The following is a 17,302-nucleotide window of genomic DNA, read 5'->3' as shown; positions in this document are numbered from 1 at the left end:
GTCCGTGACCGCCGCCCGGAGGCAGCCGTGCATACCGGGCCGTGCCCGGACCGGACTAGGCCGACGGCAGCCAGCCCGTCTGGACCATCTGGCCGTTGGTCGCCCGGCGCGAGACGAACACGCCGCGGCCCGGCGGCAGCGGCTGGGGCTTCACCGTGCCCAGCAGCGCGCCCTCGTCCTTGTTCCCGGACAGGATCACGCCCTGCCCGCCCAGCTCCCGCATCCGCTGCATCACCGGCTCGTACAGCGAGCGCCCGGCACCGCCGGCGCTGCGCGCGATGATCACGCGCAGGCCGATGTCCCGCGCGAACGGCAGGAACTCGGCCAGCGGCCCCAGCGGGTTGCCCGAGCTCGTCGCCACCAGCTCGTAGTCGTCCACGATCACGAACATGTCCTTGCCGCTGTACCAGCTGCGGTTGCGCAGCTGCTCGGCGGTCACGTCCGGGCCCGGCAGGCGGCGCGAGCAGGCCCCGCGCAGCATCTCCACGATGCTGGACATCGCCGGCTGCGCGGCCGCGTACTCCACCAGGTACTCCTGCGGCACCACACCGAGCAGCGCGCGCCGGTAGTCGCCGACGACGATGCCCGCCTGGTCCGGCGTGTACCGCTCGGTGATCTGCTTGATCAGCATCCGCAGCAGCGCGGACTTCCCGGACTCGGTGTCGCCGAAGACGATGAACAGCGGGTCGGTCTCGAAGTTGACGAACGCCGGCGCCAGCTCGACCTCGTCCACGCCGAACGCGACCCCGCGCTCGGGGTGCTCGAAGCCCTTCGGCAGCGAGTACCCGTCCAGTACCGCCGGCAGCATCCGGACCTGCGGCGCGCGCGGGCCCGTCCACGCCGCGTTGACCGCGGCGACCAGCCCGGCCACGCCGTCCTGCAGGTCGTCCACCGAGTGCGAGCCGTCCAGCCGCGGCAGACCGGAGAGGAAGTGCAGCCGGTCCGGCGTGACACCGCGGCCCGGCATGGACGGCACGCTCTGCGCCACCTTCCGGTCCACCTCGGACTCCATCGCGTCACCGAGCTTCAGCTCGGTCCGGTTCTGCAGCAGGTCCTTCAGCGCCGGGCGGACCTCCGCGTAGCGGGCCGCCGTGATGATCACGTGGACGCCGTAGCCGAGACCGCGCTGCGCGATGTCGCCGATCACCCCCTCCAGCATCTCGAACTCCTGCTTGAAGGTGTTCCAGCCGTCGATCGCGAGGAACACGTCGCCGAACTGCTCGTCCGGCAGCTGCCCCGCCGCCCGGCGGGCCCGGTAGGTCGCGATCGAGTCGATCCCGGTCGCCCGGAACAGCTCCTCGCGCCGGTTCAGCACCCCGTGCACCTCGCTGATCATGCGGCGCACCTTCTCGACGTCCAGCCGGCCCGCGACCCCGCCGACGTGCGGCAGGTCCTGCAGCGACTGGAAGCCGCCGCCGCCGAAGTCCAGCAGGTAGAACTGCGCCTCCAGCGGGGTGTGGGTCAGCGCGAACGCCGCCACCGTGGTGCGCACCAGCGTCGACTTGCCGGAGCGCGGACCGCCCACGATCAGGCCGTGGCCGGCCGCGCCCGAGTAGTTCTGGTGCAGCACGTCGCGCCGCTGGTCGCGCGGCCGGTCCACGATGCCGACCGGCACCTCCAGCCGGCCCAGCGCACCGAAGCCCGGCGAGGTCAGCCCGCGCTCGGCGGTCGCCTGCAGCGGCGGCAACAGCTGGTCCACGCTCGGCGCCTCGTCCAGCGGCGGCAGCCACACCTGGTGCGCGGCCGGGCCCTGCCCCGCCATCCGCTGCACGAACACGTCCAGCACGGTGTCCACCAGCGCGTCGTCCGGCTCCTCCGCCACCGGCTCGACCTCCTGCACCGGCGGCTCCAGCACCGGCACCTCGGCCGCGGTGAACAGCACCGGCTGCGCCGTCACCAGCCGCCCGCCGGTGGCGCGCTGCTGGCCCGGCGCCCGGTACGGGCCGGAGACGTACGCGGCCTTGAACCGGTCCATCACGTCGGTGCCGAACTTCAGGTAGCCGACACCCGGCACCGGCGGCAGGTGGTACGCGTCCGGCACCCCCAGCGCCGCCCGCGACTCCGCCGCCGAGAAGGTGCGCAGACCGATCCGGTACGAGAGGTAGGTGTCCAGGCCGCGCAGCTTCCCCTCCTCCAGGCGCTGCGAGGCCAGCAGCAGGTGCACGCCCAGCGAACGGCCGATCCGGCCGATCTGGATGAACATCTCGATGAAGTCCGGCTTCGCGGTCAGCAGCTCGGAGAACTCGTCGATGATCAGCACCAGCGAGGGCAGCGGGTCGAGCGCCGCACCCGCCGCGCGGGCCCGCTCGTACTCGTGCAGGTTGGCGTAGTTGCCCGCCGAGCGCAGCAGCTCCTGGCGGCGGTTCAGCTCGCCCTCGATCGCGTCCCGCATGCGGTCGACCAGGGTGAGCTCACCCTCCAGGTTGGTGATCACCGCGGAGGTGTGCGGCATGTCCGCCATGCCGGCGAAGGTCGCGCCGCCCTTGAAGTCGGCGAGGACGAAGTTCAGGATCTCCGAGGAGTGCGTCATCGCCAGCGCCAGCACCAGGGTCCGCAGCAGCTCGGACTTGCCGGAGCCGGTCGCGCCGACGCACAGGCCGTGCGGGCCCATGCCCTCCAGCGCCGCCTCCTTGATGTCCAGGTAGACGTGCTCGCCGCCGGCCCCGACCCCGATCGGCACCCGCAGCTTCTCGTGCTGCGCCCGCGGCCGCCAGCTGCGCGACACGTCGAAGGAGCCCGGGTCGCCCGAGTTCATCAGGTCGGTGAAGTCGAGGTTGGACAGCAGCGGCTCGTCGTCGCCGCCGGCCGAGATCCGGTACGGCGCCAACTGCCGTGCCAGCGCCTCGGACTGCCAGGCCGACAGGGTGTCCGGCTTGCCGGAGTAGGTGGCGCCCGAGGCCGAGCGGAGCACCAGCTCCTCGGGGCTCACCGTGACGATGAGGTGGCCGGTCGGCTCGTCCAGGTCGCCCGGGACCACCTCGATGATGGTCACCCCGTGCACGCCCTCGGGCCCCGCCAGCAGCGAGTCGTGCGGCACCGAGGCGCCGTCCATGACCACCACGATGTGCGGCTGCTCCGTCGTCGGCGCGGCGTCCCGCACGAAGCGCTGGCGGCCCGCCAGTTCGTCCTGGAGCAGGTACTCCAGCTCACCGAGGCCGGTCGCGATCAGCCGGCGCGAGCCCGCGCCGTCGTTCTCCTTGCGGTGCTGGTTGTGCGGGAGCCACTTGGTCCACTCCCACTCCTCCACCGCGCCGGGCGCCGCGGCCACCGTCACCAGCAGGTCGTCCGGCGAGTGCAGCGTCGTCAGCTGGGCGATCATCGCCCGCACGTTGCCGTACACGGTGTCCGGGTCCCCGCACACCGTGATGTGGTAGAAGGCGCGCAGCGACACCGCCAGCGGCAGGTCCTGCAGCGTGCCGTGGGCCTTGAGGAAGGTGTGCATCGCGGCCGCGGAGAGCGGCTCCAGCTCGTCCATCGGCGCGGTCTGCGGCGCCACCAGCGGCGTCGACAGCTGCACCGGCCCGCGGCCCACCCGGATCTGCGCGAAGTCCGCGTCCCCGCTGCGGCGTTCCCAGATCCGCCGGCCGTCCGCGACGATCGACCAGAGCTGGTCCGGCTCCGGGTTCAGGAACAGCTGGGCGCCGCGCTGGCGCTCGGCCGTGCGGCGCACCTGGCGGCGCATCTGCTGCAGGTACTTCAGGTAGTCGCGGCGCTCGTCGGCGGTGGCGGTCGAGCCGCCCTTGCGCGCCCGCACGATCTGCGCCAGCGCCATGCCGACCGTGGAGACGATCATCAGACCGCCCATGATCTTCATCGGGGCCGCGGCGCCGGGCGAGAAGAAGAACACCGCCGAGCCGCCCATGCCGAGCATCGGAAGGATGCTCATCAGCCAGTCCTCGCCGCCCGATCGGGGCAACTCGGGCGGACTGACCAACTCCACCGGCTCGTCCGGCACGGCCGGGGGATAGGCCCGCGCCGGGCGCTTGACCGTGATCACGCTCATGCTCCCACCCCGCAGCCTCGAACGGACAGCTCGTTCACTTCGGCATCAGCCCTCACGCAACTGGATACGTACGGGTGAGGGCGCCCCGTGTGACGCCGCCCCCGCTCCGCCGACCGCAGGCGCCCCGGGGAGGAGCGCGGCTCCTTGCCCCCGTCGCCTTGCGCAGGGGCCGATCCTACTGGTCGCCCCCGGCGACCCACCGGCGGCACCCCACCGGCCCCTGCTCGACCGGACCCGGGAACGGAGCGGGTAGGGTAACGCCGCGCCAACTCAAGGCCGGATCGGACGAGTTCCCCGGCCCGGCGCCCGCGCAGTGCAGCAGGAGACCGACCGCCGCCCGCAGGGCGGCACCGTCAACAAGGGGGAGCGCCCAGTGCGTCGAGCGATCGAGGGGTGCGCGATGAACGCCGGCGAGGTGTCAGCATGACCACGTCCGCCACCACCGGCTTCTGCCGGGTCACCGTCGTCGCACCGGACAGCCGGATCGACGTCGCCCTGCCCGAGGACGTCCCGCTCGCGGACGTCTACCCCGAGGTGCTGCGCCTGTCCGGCCAGACCCAGCCCGACGGCGCGCCGACCGGCTTCCACCTCGTCCGGCGCGACGGCACCGTGCTCGACAGCGGCCTGCCGCTCGCCGCCCAGCAGGTCCGCGACGGTGACCTGCTCAGCCTGCGCCCGTTCGCCGAGTCGCTCCCGCCGGCCGTCTACGACGACGTCGCCGACGCCATCGCCACCGCCGTCGAGGCCGACCGCCGGTTCTGGAGCCCCGAGCTGATGCGGGCCTTCGGCCTCATCGGTGCCGGCGTGCTGCTCACCCTGCTCGGCTTCGCGCTCTGGTTCTCCGACCTGCGCCACGACATGCACGGCCTGCCCGGCGTGCTCTCCGGCGTCACCGCCGTGGTGCTCACCGCCCTGGCCGGCGTCCGCGCCCGGGTCTACCAGGACGCCTGGGCCGCACTCGCCCTCGGCCTCGGCGCCCTCCCGCACGCCATGATCGGCGGCAGCGGCGTCATCGCGCCCGCCCACGCCTGGGACGGCCCGGGCCGGCTGCAGTTCCTCACCGGCTGCGTCGCCGTCCTCGTCGTCGCCGTGCTGCTGGTCGGCCTGCTGCCCGAACGGGACTCGCTGTTCGTCGCCGCCGCCTTCGTCGCCGCCGCCGGCGCCCTCGCCAGCTTCGCCGCCGTCCTGCTGCCCGGCACCCCGGTCGGCCACATCGCCGCCGTCACCGGCGTCGCCGCCGTCGCCGTGATCGGCTTCCTGCCCGGTCTCTCCGCCCGCTTCGCCCGGCTGCCCGTCGGCTTCAGCGCCCCCGGCCAGACCCGCACCCGCAGCCGTGACTACGACGAGGAGGCCGGCCGCGCCGAGGCCGTCCAGTACGAGCGGATCGCCCACCAGGCCCGCCGCGGCCACGAGGTCCTCGTCGGCCTGGTCGGCGGCTGCGCCGCGGTGATCGTCGGCGCCTGCGCCGTGCTCGGCTTCACCGACGCGCTCTTCCCGGAGCTGCTCGCGCTCACCCTGGGCATCGCCACCATGCTGCGCGCCCGGCTGTTCCGCTACACCGCGCAGGTCTTCAGCCTCACCATCGCCGGCCTGATCGGCCTGTCGCTGCTGATCGTCGGCCTCTCCCTGCACACCCCGCTGTTCATCCTCAAGGCCGCCAGCGCCACCGAGGTCGACCTGCGGACCATCTGGCTGGGCACCTCGATCGCCTTCGGCGCCGCGGTGCTCACCGCGATCGCCCTGGTGGTGCCCCGGCTGGGCGTCTCCCCCTTCTGGGGGCGCATCCTGGACCTGGTCGACAGCCTCACCCTGATCGCCCTCGTCCCGCTGGCGCTCGCCGTGCTCGACGTCTACACCCTGGTCCGCGGCGCCACCGGCTGACCGGGCCGCCGACGGGCCGCGGGGCGGCACTGGTACGCTTGCTCTTCGAGTGCAGCCGTGTGTCCGCCCCCGTGGGTCGCAGACCGCAGGCCGCACTCAGCCGCGACACCGAGTTCTCGCAGAGTCCTGTGCCGTAGACCAGGACCGCTCGGTATCACCCCGAAGGAGTTGCAGTGGCACTCGCCTCTGACGTCAAGAAGCAGATCATCGCCGAGTTCGGCACCAAGGAGGGCGACACCGGCTCCCCCGAGGTCCAGGTGGCCATGCTCTCCCGTCGCATCTCGGACCTGACCGAGCACCTGAAGGCCCACAAGCACGACCACCACTCGCGCCGTGGCCTGCTGATCCTGGTCGGCCAGCGTCGCCGCCTGCTGCAGTACCTGGCCAAGAAGGACATCGAGCGCTTCCGTACGCTCGTCGACCGCCTGGGCATCCGCCGCGGTGCCGCCGGTGGCGCCCGCTAAGACCGCCGCTCGGGGCGGCTCCCCACACCGGGGGGCCGCCCCTCGCGCGTATGCCGCGGCCGGTGCCCGCGGAGCACCGGACAGACGACCGCGCATAACAACTCGCGCGCACCTCCCCAGGTGGCCGAGGATTGCACCGTAGGGTTGTGGGCATGCCGGGTGATGGCGCGACACCGCGCCACCCAGGCGAAAGACCCAGACCCCCCGCGGGACGAAGGCTTCAAACGGAAGCCGCCCGCATCCGAGAGAGCGCCCAGACGCGGACCGCCCGTCCAGGCCCGGCAGCCGAGAGGCGCCGGTCCTCGGTAGTGGCCGCCGGAAGCCCCGCAGACGAGCGGGGCCCGCCGGAGGCTTCGATCGAAGACCGGCCCGACTGCCTCCCTCTGCGCAAGAGGGTCCAGGGCCACCGACCGGCTGTGCGCGGGGGCGCTCTCCCGGAGACGTACGAAAGAGGAGATCTTCCAGGTGGAAGAGAACGTGTTCTACGCCGAGGCCGTGATCGACAACGGTTCCTTCGGCACCCGTACCATCCGCTTCGAGACCGGCCGTCTGGCCCGCCAGGCCGGCGGCTCCGCCGTCGCCTACCTGGACGACGACACCATGGTCCTGTCGGCCACCAGCGCGTCCAAGCAGCCGAAGGAGCACTTCGACTTCTTCCCGCTGACCGTCGACGTCGAGGAGCGGATGTACGCCGCGGGCCGCATCCCCGGCTCGTTCTTCCGTCGTGAGGGCCGGCCCTCCGAGGACGCCATCCTCACCTGCCGCCTGATCGACCGCCCGCTGCGCCCGTCCTTCGTCAAGGGCCTGCGCAACGAGGTCCAGGTCGTCGTCACCGTGATGGCCCTCAACCCGGACCACCTGTACGACGTGGTGGCCATCAACGCCGCCTCCGCCTCCACCCAGCTGGCCGGCCTGCCGTTCTCCGGCCCCATCGGTGGCGTCCGCGTCGCCCTCATCAAGGGCCAGTGGGTCGCCTTCCCGACCCACAGCGAGCTGGAGTCGGCCGTCTTCGACATGGTCGTCGCCGGTCGCGTCCTGCCGGACGGCGACGTCGCGATCATGATGGTCGAGGCCGAGGCCACCGACAAGACGATCAAGCTGGTCGCCGACGGCGCCGAGGCCCCGACCGAGGAGGTCGTCGCCGCCGGTCTGGAGGCCGCCAAGCCGTTCATCAAGGTGCTCTGCGCCGCCCAGGCCCAGCTGGCCGCCCAGGCCGCCAAGCCGACCGGCGAGTTCCCGGTCTTCCTGGACTACCAGGACGACGTGCTGGCCGCGCTGACCGCCGCCGTCAAGGACGAGCTCTCCCAGGCCCTCACCATCGCGGGCAAGCAGGAGCGCAACAACGAGCTCGACCGCGTCAAGGCGCTGGCCGCCGAGAAGCTGCTGCCGGAGTTCGAGGGCCGCGAGAAGGAGATCAGCGCCGCCTACAACGCGCTGACCAAGAAGATCGTCCGCGAGCGCGTCATCAAGGACAAGGTCCGCATCGACGGCCGCGGCGTCACCGACATCCGCACCCTGGCCGCCGAGGTCGAGGCCATCCCGCGCGTCCACGGCTCCGCCCTGTTCGAGCGCGGCGAGACCCAGATCCTGGGCGTCACCACGCTGAACATGCTGCGCATGGAGCAGCAGCTCGACACGCTCTCCCCGGAGACGCGTCGCCGCTACATGCACAACTACAACTTCCCGCCGTACTCGGTCGGCGAGACCGGCCGCGTGGGCTCGCCCAAGCGCCGCGAGATCGGCCACGGCGCGCTGGCCGAGCGGGCCATCCTGCCCGTGCTGCCGACCCGCGAGGAGTTCCCCTACGCGATCCGCCAGGTCTCCGAGGCGCTCGGCTCCAACGGCTCCACCTCGATGGGGTCGGTCTGCGCCTCCACCATGTCGCTGCTGAACGCCGGTGTGCCGCTGAAGGCCGCCGTCGCCGGCATCGCCATGGGCCTGATCTCGCAGGAGATCGACGGCGAGACCCACTACGTCGCGCTGACCGACATCCTGGGCGCCGAGGACGCGTACGGCGACATGGACTTCAAGGTCGCCGGTACCCGCAACTTCATCACCGCGCTGCAGCTGGACACCAAGCTCAACGGCATCCCGGCGTCGGTGCTGGCCGCCGCGCTGAAGCAGGCCCGCGACGCCCGCCTGCACATCCTCGACGTGATGAACGAGGCCATCGACGCGCCCGACGAGATGTCGCCGAACGCGCCGCGCATCATCACCATCAAGATCCCGGTGGACAAGATCGGTGAGGTCATCGGCCCCAAGGGCAAGATGATCAACCAGATCCAGGAGGACACCGGCGCGGACATCACCATCGAGGACGACGGCACCATCTACATCGGTGCGGTCGACGGCCCCTCGGCGGAGGCTGCCCGTACGACGATCAACCAGATCGCCAACCCGACCATGCCGGAGGTCGGCGAGCGCTACCTGGGCACCGTGGTCAAGACCACGACGTTCGGCGCGTTCGTCTCGCTCATGCCGGGCAAGGACGGCCTGCTGCACATCTCGCAGATCCGCAAGCTGGCCGGTGGCAAGCGCGTCGAGAACGTCGAGGACGTGCTCGGCGTCGGCGCCAAGGTCCAGGTCGAGATCGCCGAGATCGACCCGCGCGGCAAGCTCTCCCTGATCCCCGTCATCGAGGGCGAGGAGGGCGGCGAGGCCGCTTCCGAGTGAAGCGCCGCTAGCCCCCATTCCTAGAGCCCGGTCGCGGCCCGCACGCCCCCGTCGGCGTGCGGGCCGCACCCGGTTGTTCACCCATGCTTTCTACGGAGGTACCCCCGTGGCCCAGGCCTCGGCGGCGAAGCAGCGCCCCGGCACCACCCGGACCCTGCTCAAGGGCGCGGACGGCGCCGGCACGGTGCGCCGCACCGTCCTCCCCGGCGGCCTGCGGGTCGTGACCGAGACCCTTCCGACGGTGCGCTCCGCGACCTTCGGCATCTGGGTCGGCGTCGGCTCGCGGGACGAGACCCCGCAGCTGAACGGGGCCACCCACTACCTGGAGCACCTGCTCTTCAAGGGCACCGAGCGGCGCAGCGCGCTGGACATCTCGGCCGCCCTGGACGCGGTCGGCGGCGAGATGAACGCCTTCACCGCGAAGGAGAACACCTGCTACTACGCGCGGGTGCTCGACACCGACCTGCCGCTCGCCATCGACGTGGTCTGCGACATGCTCACCGGTTCGCTGATCCGACCCGAGGACGTGGAGGCCGAGCGCGGCGTCATCCTCGAGGAGATGGCGATGGCCGAGGACGACCCGGGCGACGTGGTGCACGACCTCTTCGCCAAGGTGATCTTCGGCAGCGGCCCGCTGGGCCGCCCGATCCTCGGCACCCAGGAGACCATCAAGGCGCTCACCCGGGACCAGATCGCCGGGTTCTTCCACCGCCGCTACCGCCCCGAGCACCTGGTCGTCGCCGCGGCCGGCAACCTGGACCACCGCAAGGTCGTCCGGCAGGTCGAGCGGGCCTTCGCCCCGCTGCTGGCCAGGTCGGACGCCGGCCCCGCCGAGGCCCGGCGCGGCATCAAGGCGCTGCGCACGTCCGGCAAGGTCGAGGTGCTCAACCGCGGCACCGAGCAGGCCCACCTAGTCCTCGGCGTGCCCGGCGTGCCCCGGCACGACGAGCGCCGCTGGGCGATGGGCGTGCTCAACGCGGCCCTCGGCGGCGGCATGAGCTCGCGGCTCTTCCAGGAGGTCCGGGAGAAGCGCGGCCTGGCCTACTCGGTGTACTCCTACTCCTCCTCCTACGCGGACAGCGGCCTCTTCGGCATCTACGCGGGCTGCCAGCCCAAGCGCGTCGAGGAGGTCCTGCGGATCTGCCGCGAGGAGCTCGCCAAGGTGGTCGCAGACGGCATCACCGAGGAGGAGCTCCAGCGGGCGATCGGCCAGATCTCCGGCTCCACCGTGCTCGGCATGGAGGACACCGGCTCGCTGATGAACCGCATCGGAAAGGCCGAGCTGAGCTACGGCCACCACCTCTCGGTCGACGACATGCTCGCGAAGATAGCGGCCGTCACCCTGGAGGACGTCCACGAAGTGGCCCGCGACGTGCTGGGCGCCCACCGGCCGTCGCTGGCGCTGATCGGCCCGATCACCGACAAGCGGGCCGCCAGGCTCGCCGACCTGCTGGCCTGAAGGGAACACTCACCATGACGCTGCGTGTCGCCGTGATCGGCGCCAAGGGCCGGATCGGCTCCGAGGCGGTCAAGGCCGTCGAGGCCGCGCCCGACCTGGAGCTGGTCGCCACCCTGGGCCGGGAGTCGAAGCCGGAGGAGCTCACCGAGGCCGGGGTGCAGGTCGCCGTCGAGCTGACCCACCCCGACTCGGTGATGCCCAACCTCGACTACTGCCTGCACCACGGCATCCACGTGGTCACCGGCACCACCGGCTGGACCGAGGAGCGGTTCGCCACCGTCCGCGGCTGGCTGGACGAGGCGCCCGGGCTGGGCCTGCTGATCGCCCCGAACTTCTCCATCGGCGCCGTGCTCGGCATGAAGTTCGCGCAGACCGCCGCCAGGTACTTCGAGTCGGTCGAGGTGGTCGAGCTGCACCACGACCGCAAGGCCGACGCGCCCAGCGGCACCGCCACCCGCACCGCGCAGCTGATCGCCGCCGCCCGCGCCGAGGCCGGCCGCCCGCGCCAGCAGGACCCGACGACGCACAGCCTCCCCGGCGCCCGCGGCGCCGACGTGGACGGGGTGCCGGTGCACGCCGTCCGGCTGCGCGGCCTGCTCGCGCACCAGCAGGTGATGTTCGGCGACACCGGCGAGACCCTCACCATCCGGCACGACTCGCTGCACCACAGCAGCTTCATGCCGGGCATCCTGCTCGGCGTGCGCAAGGTCGTGGAGACCCCCGGGCTCACCCTGGGCCTCGAGAACTTCCTGGACCTGTGACCGTGCCGGCCCCCTGGAGTACGACGTGACCTCCCGAACCGGCTTCTTCGTCCTCGCCGGCGTGCTGCTGCTGGTGGCGCTGATCTGCGTGGGCGAGGGCGTCCAGCTCATCGCCACCGGCAAGCCGCTCGGCATCGGCATGGGGCTCTGCGCCTTCGTCATCCCGGTGATCGGCGTCTGGTTCCTGCGCCAGACCGTCCGCTTCGGGCGCGACAGCGAGCGGCTGGCCCGTGAGCTGGAGGCCGAGGGCGGCCTGCCGGTGGACGAGCTGAAGCGCACCGCCGGCGGGCGGATCGACCGGGACTCCGCCGACGCCGTGTTCGCCCGCCGCAAGGCCGAGGCCGAGGCGGCCCCCGGCGACTGGCGGGCCTTCTTCCGCCTCGCGGTCGCCTACGCGGACGCCGGCGACACCCCCCGGGCCCGCAAGACCATGCAGCACGCGATCCGGCTGCACCGCACGACCGGTACCACCGGCACCACCCGCACCACCATCGACAACCCTGCGAGGAGCAGCGCGTGAGCGACGAACCGACGGCCCCCCAGTTCCGAAGCGACGTCACCGTGGAGCTCGTCCGCAGCGCTGCGGCCGACTCGGACGTGATCTGGGCGGCCCGGGTCTCCACGGCGGGGGAACAGTCCCTGGAGGCGCTCCAGCAGGACCCGGAGAAGTCCAAGGGCCTGATCAACTACCTGATGCGGGACCGCCACGGCACGCCGTTCGAGCACAACTCGATGACCTTCTTCATCAGTGCGCCGATCTTCGTCTTCCGCGAGTTCCACCGCCACCGCAGCGGCTGGTGCCTCGCCGGGGACACCGAGATCACGCTGCAGGGCAAGGACGGCTCCCTCAAGCGTCGGACCATCGCGGAGCTGCACCAGCAGTGGCACGTCGGCATCGAGGACCGGGTAGCGGCCCCGAAAGGCGGGGTGACCTGGCACAAGAAGTCCGAGAAATGGCGGGCGCAAGTCAAGTTCAAGGGTGAGACCCACCACCTGGGCCTGCACGACTCCCGTGAGGCGGCCGAGGCGGCCGTCGCGGAGTTCCGGGAGCAGAACCCCGGAAAGCGCACGCGCAAGCTGGAGTCGGTCCGGCGCAACCACGTGCGGTGCTTCGACGAGCGCACCCTCCTCGCCGGGCGGGCGAAGATCGTCGACGTCATGGAGTCCGGCGTCAAGAAGCTCATCAAGCTCACCACAGCCGGCGGAAAGCAACTGCGCTGCAGCAGGGACCACGCGATCCTCACCCCGGACGGCTGGCGCAAGGCGGGGGAGCTGGCCGTCGGGGACGCGGTGATGACCGGCGGTACCGCGGCCCGCCCCTCCGAGGCCCTGGTGCCGCCGAGCCTGCGACGGGGCATCGGGGTCTGGACCTCGATGCAGCGGAATCGGCTCATCGACGAGCTGGACGTCTGCTACCTGTGCTCCCGCAGCTTCCCCCGCGAGGCACTGGAGCTCGACCACGTCGTCCCGGTCGCGCTCGACCTGGGCAAGGCGCTCGACGAGAAGAACCTCGCGCCCGCCTGCCAGGACTGCCACGCGGCGAAGAGCGCCGACGAACAGGCCCTGGCGAAGCGCGGCGGCAAGGTGGCCCTGGCCAAGGCCGACCTGGTGACCGGGATCGCCGAGGACGGCGAAGAGATGACGTACGACCTCGCCGTCGAGGGGCCCTGGCACAACTTCCTCGCCGACGGCATCGTCGTCCACAACTCCTACAACGAGGAGTCCGGTCGCTACCGCGAGCTGCAGCCGGTGTTCTACGTGCCCGGAGAGGACCGCAAGCTGGTCCAGGAGGGCCGCCCGGGCCGCTACGAGTTCGTCGAGGGCACCCCCGAGCAGCACGAGACCGTCACCGGGGCCATGGAGACGGCCTACCGCGAGGCGTACGGGCGCTACCGGGAGATGCTGGACGCCGGCGTCGCCCGCGAGGTGGCCCGCGCAGTGCTGCCGGTCGGCCTCTTCTCCTCCATGTACGCGACCTGCAACGCCCGCTCCCTGATGCACTTCCTGTCGCTGCGGACCAAGAAGGAGAACGCCGCCGTGCCTTCCTTCCCCCAGCGCGAGATCGAGATGGTCGCCGAGCAGATGGAGGAGCAGTGGGCCCGGCTCATGCCGCTCACCCATGCGGCCTTCGAGAAGCACGGCCGAGTCGCGCCCTGACCTGGGCCGACAGGCATATGGGCGGCTTGCCTGGCATGTCTGGATTGCGGCTTTTCTGGCCGCTCCCTACGCTCGTGACACGGATTCCGGTGCTGCATGAACCCCCGAGCATGCAGCACCGGAATCCCACGTTTCCGCCGCCCGTGCGCTACACCTGTCCGAACCCTGGACCGGCCTGGGTACCGCCCCACCGCCTACGAGTAGCTTTGGACGCATGGCTCCGACCTCCACCCCCCAGACGCCCTTCGGCCGGGTCCTGACCGCGATGGTGACGCCGTTCACCGCTGACGGCGGGCTCGACCTCGACGGCGCCCAGCGCCTCGCCGCACATCTCGTCGACTCCGGCAACGACGGCCTCGTCGTCAACGGCACCACCGGCGAGTCCCCGACCACCAGCGACGCCGAGAAGGCCGACCTCGTCCGTGCCGTGGTGGAGGCGGTGGGGGACCGCGCCCACGTGGTGGCCGGCGTCGGCACCAACGACACGCACCACAGCACCGAGCTGGCCCGCCAGGCCGAGGCCGCCGGAGCCCACGGCCTGCTCGTCGTCACCCCCTACTACAGCAAGCCCCCGCAGGAGGGCCTGTACCGGCACACCACGCACATCGCCGACGCCACCGAACTGCCGGTCATGCTCTACGACATCCCCGGTCGCAGCGGCGTGGCACTGAGCCACGAGACGCTGGTCCGGCTCGGCGAGCACCCGCGGATCGTCGCCAACAAGGACGCCAAGGGCGACCTCGGCGCCGCCGCCTGGGCGATCGCCCGCTCCGACCTGGCCTGGTACTCCGGCGACGACATCCTCAACCTGCCGCTGCTGTCCGTCGGAGCCGTCGGTGTGGTCAGCGTGGTCGGGCACGTGGTGGCCGGCGAACTGCGCACCATGATCGAGGCCTACCTCGCCGGCGATGTGTCCAAGGCCACGGCGATCCACCAGAGCCTGCTCCCGGTCTTCACCGGTATCTTCCGCACCCAGGGCGTGATCCTCACCAAGGCCGCGCTGGAGCTCCAGGGCCTGCCCGCCGGACCGCTGCGGCTTCCGCTGGTCGGCGCGACGCCCGAGGAGATCGCGCAATTGAAGAAGGATCTCGCCGCAGGCGGGGTAAACCTGTAGCAGACACAGACGTGCGCGCCCCGGCTCGCCGGACCTCCCGGAGGTCTGCCGCTGAACCGGACGAAGGCGCGAGAGCACCGACCCAGTAGGAAACCGACACTGAGTACGCACGCCATATGTCTCGCGGGGGAGGACCCCGGGCATATGGCGTGCGTCGTGAGGAGAGTCTTTTGAGCCACCCGCATCCCGAACTCGGCGCGCCTCCGGCCCTGAAGGAGGGCGCCCTCCGTATCACTCCGCTCGGCGGCCTCGGCGAGATCGGCCGCAACATGACGGTCTTCGAGTACGGGGACCGCATCCTCATCGTGGACTGCGGCGTCCTCTTCCCCGAGGACGAGCAGCCCGGCGTCGACCTGATCCTCCCGGACTTCACCTACATCCGGGACCGCCTCGACAAGGTCGACGGCATCGTCCTGACCCACGGCCACGAGGACCACATCGGCGCCGTCCCGTACCTGCTCCGGGAGAACCCGGACATCCCGCTGATCGGCTCGAAGCTCACCCTCGCCCTGATCGAGGCCAAGCTCGCCGAGCACCGCATCCGCCCCTACGTCCTGGAGGTCGCCGAGGGCGACCGCGAGCGGATCGGCCCCTTCGACTGCGAGTTCATCGCGGTCAACCACTCCATCCCGGACGCCCTGGCCGTGGCCGTGCGCACTCCCGCCGGCATGGTCGTCGCCACCGGCGACTTCAAGATGGACCAGCTGCCGCTCGACGGCCGTCTGACCGACCTCCCCACCTTCGCCAAGCTGGCTGAGGAGGGCATGGACCTGCTGCTGGTGGACTCGACCAACGCCGAGGTCCCCGGCTTCATCCCGCACGAGCGGGACATCTCCGCCGCGCTGCGGAACGTCTTCGCCAACGCCGACCGGCGCATCATCGTGGCCTCCTTCGCCAGCCACGTGCACCGCATCCAGCAGGTGCTGGACGCCGCGCACGAGTACAAGCGCAAGGTCGCCTTCGTCGGCCGCTCGATGGTGCGCAACATGGGCATCGCCCGCGATCTCGGCTACCTGAAGGTGCCCGGCAACCTGATCGTCGACGTCAAGCAGCTGGACGACCTCCCGGACAAGGAGGTCGTGCTGATCTGCACCGGCTCGCAGGGCGAGCCGATGGCCGCGCTGTCCCGGATGGCCAACCGCGACCACCAGATCCGCATCGTCGAGGGCGACACCGTCGTCCTGGCCTCCTCGCTGATCCCCGGCAACGAGAACGCCGTCTACCGGGTGATCAACGGCCTGACCCGCTGGGGTGCCAAGGTCGTGCACAAGGGCAACGCCAAGGTGCACGTCTCCGGCCACGCCTCGGCCGGCGAGCTCCTGTACTTCTTCAACATCTGCAAGCCGCGCAACCTGATGCCGGTGCACGGCGAGTGGCGTCACCTGCGGGCCGCCGCCGATCTGGGCATCCTCACCGGCGTGCCGCGCAACCGCGTGGTCATCGCCGAGGACGGCGTCTGCGTCGACCTGGAGGGCGGCGTCGCCCGCATCGTCGGCAAGGTGCAGGCCGGCTACGTCTACGTCGACGGCTCCTCGGTCGGCGACATCACCGAGGCCTCGCTCAAGGACCGCAGGATCCTCGGCGAGGAGGGCTTCATCTCGGTCTTCGTGGCGGTCGACTCGACCAACGGCAAGATCGTGGGCGGCCCGACCATCCAGGCCCGCGGATCCGGCATCGACGACAACGCGTTCGTCCCGGTGGCGGCCAAGCTCCAGGAGGCGCTGGACCGCTCCGCGAGCGACGGCGTCCTGGAGGTCCGCCAGGTGCAGCAGCTGGTCCGCCGCACCATCGGCAAGTGGGTGGCGGACAACTACCGCCGCCGCCCGATGATCGTGCCGGTCGTCGTCGAGGTGTGATTTGACGTGGGGCAACCCGGTGCGTAATGTTCTCCGGGTTGCCCCACGGGACGGCCCCTGCGGAAGCCCTCGAATCGAATTTCGAGTGGTGAGCGGGAAAACGGCCCGAGAAACTCTGCTAGAGTTCGGGAGCGCCGAAAGGCCGAAGCGAATCGGATGAATGAAACTCCGGAAAACGGAGCGGAAATCATCTGATAAGCTGGAAACACGAAAGAACGAAGCGCCCGGAGGGCCGGTGTGAAAGCCGCCTGAAGGAAGCGTCCGTTCCTTGAGAACTCAACAGCGTGCCAAAAGTCAACGCCAGATATGTTGACATCCCCGGCCTCAGATTCTCTGGGGTTGGAGATTCCTTTTGAAATAACACAGCGAGGACGCAGTGCGCGGGGCCGCCCTATTCCGGTGGTTGCCGTGCCGCTCAACGCGAGTGTGTCGCCTGCAGCTCTTCATCGAGCACAGTCGGGCAAGCATTCACGGAGAGTTTGATCCTGGCTCAGGACGAACGCTGGCGGCGTGCTTAACACATGCAAGTCGAACGGTGAAGCCCTTCGGGGTGGATCAGTGGCGAACGGGTGAGTAACACGTGGGCAATCTGCCCTGCACTCTGGGACAAGCCCTGGAAACGGGGTCTAATACCGGATATGACCTTCCTCCGCATGGGGGTTGGTGGAAAGCTCCGGCGGTGCAGGATGAGCCCGCGGCCTATCAGCTTGTTGGTGGGGTAATGGCCTACCAAGGCGACGACGGGTAGCCGGCCTGAGAGGGCGACCGGCCACACTGGGACTGAGACACGGCCCAGACTCCTACGGGAGGCAGCAGTGGGGAATATTGCACAATGGGCGAAAGCCTGATGCAGCGACGCCGCGTGAGGGATGACGGCCTTCGGGTTGTAAACCTCTTTCAGCAGGGAAGAAGCGCAAGTGACGGTACCTGCAGA

The 17,302-nt window shown here is 70.9% G+C and carries 10 protein-coding genes, 1 pseudogene and 2 other annotated features (2 of these 13 only partly in view); of the genes and pseudogenes, 10 read left to right on the top strand and 1 reads right to left on the bottom strand.

Annotated features, from left to right (window positions below; genetic code table 11):
* Positions 1-55 precede the first annotated feature (55 nt).
* Positions 56-4,003, bottom strand: a complete 3,948-nt coding sequence (gene eccCa, locus MCM47_RS04745) for a type VII secretion protein EccCa (protein WP_238741298.1) — start codon at positions 4,001-4,003, stop codon at positions 56-58.
* Between the two features lie 423 nt (positions 4,004-4,426).
* On the opposite strand from eccCa, the gene eccD reads away from it, so the two are divergent.
* From eccD to MCM47_RS04690, 10 genes and pseudogenes are all read left to right on the top strand, one after another.
* Positions 4,427-5,884 (top strand): type VII secretion integral membrane protein EccD, encoded by a 1,458-nt coding sequence (eccD, locus tag MCM47_RS04740; protein ID WP_238741296.1) that lies wholly within the window; start codon positions 4,427-4,429, stop codon positions 5,882-5,884.
* 173 nt (positions 5,885-6,057) lie between these two features.
* Entirely contained in the window at positions 6,058-6,348 is a 291-nt protein-coding gene (gene rpsO, locus MCM47_RS04735; RefSeq protein ID WP_238741294.1) for a 30S ribosomal protein S15, read from the top strand.
* Between the two features lie 465 nt (positions 6,349-6,813).
* Positions 6,814-9,021, top strand: coding sequence for a polyribonucleotide nucleotidyltransferase (locus MCM47_RS04730; RefSeq protein ID WP_238741292.1), 2,208 nt, complete (start codon positions 6,814-6,816; stop codon positions 9,019-9,021).
* A 106-nt stretch (positions 9,022-9,127) separates the two neighbouring features.
* Positions 9,128-10,480, top strand: coding sequence for a pitrilysin family protein (locus MCM47_RS04725; RefSeq protein ID WP_238741290.1), 1,353 nt, complete (start codon positions 9,128-9,130; stop codon positions 10,478-10,480).
* Between the two features lie 14 nt (positions 10,481-10,494).
* On the top strand, positions 10,495-11,241 hold the full coding sequence (gene dapB, locus MCM47_RS04720) for a 4-hydroxy-tetrahydrodipicolinate reductase (RefSeq protein WP_238741289.1): 747 nt from the start codon (positions 10,495-10,497) through the stop codon (positions 11,239-11,241).
* 25 nt (positions 11,242-11,266) lie between these two features.
* Complete coding sequence (locus MCM47_RS04715) at positions 11,267-11,761, top strand: hypothetical protein (RefSeq protein ID WP_238741287.1); 495 nt, start codon at positions 11,267-11,269, stop codon at positions 11,759-11,761.
* Positions 11,758-12,039: pseudogene (locus MCM47_RS04710) on the top strand (FAD-dependent thymidylate synthase); the annotation flags it as partial. The gene MCM47_RS04715 and the pseudogene MCM47_RS04710, both read left to right, overlap by 4 nt.
* 129 nt (positions 12,040-12,168) lie before the next feature.
* The gene (thyX, locus tag MCM47_RS43965) at positions 12,169-13,398 is read left to right on the top strand and encodes an FAD-dependent thymidylate synthase (protein ID WP_374209077.1); all 1,230 of its coding nucleotides are present in this window, start codon (positions 12,169-12,171) and stop codon (positions 13,396-13,398) included.
* A gap of 214 nt (positions 13,399-13,612) precedes the next feature.
* Entirely contained in the window at positions 13,613-14,512 is a 900-nt protein-coding gene (gene dapA, locus MCM47_RS04695) for a 4-hydroxy-tetrahydrodipicolinate synthase (RefSeq protein WP_238741285.1), read from the top strand.
* Positions 14,513-14,682: 170 nt separating this feature from the next.
* Positions 14,683-16,368, top strand: a complete 1,686-nt coding sequence (locus tag MCM47_RS04690) for a ribonuclease J (RefSeq protein WP_238741283.1) — start codon at positions 14,683-14,685, stop codon at positions 16,366-16,368.
* Between the two features lie 467 nt (positions 16,369-16,835).
* Positions 16,836-17,302 (top strand) — a sequence feature (mutual gap in cmsearch alignment for this rRNA model is longer than 100); it runs 764 nt beyond the window's last position.
* Positions 17,203-17,302: a sequence feature (most likely nonfunctional fraction of RNA operon), on the top strand; it runs 3,203 nt beyond the window's last position. (Overlaps the previous feature by 864 nt.)

Source organism: Kitasatospora sp. A2-31 (assembly GCF_022288725.1).
GTDB lineage: Bacteria > Actinomycetota > Actinomycetes > Streptomycetales > Streptomycetaceae > Kitasatospora.
Note: the sequence above shows the minus strand (reverse complement) of the source record. Positions and strands in the feature narration are given on the sequence as shown.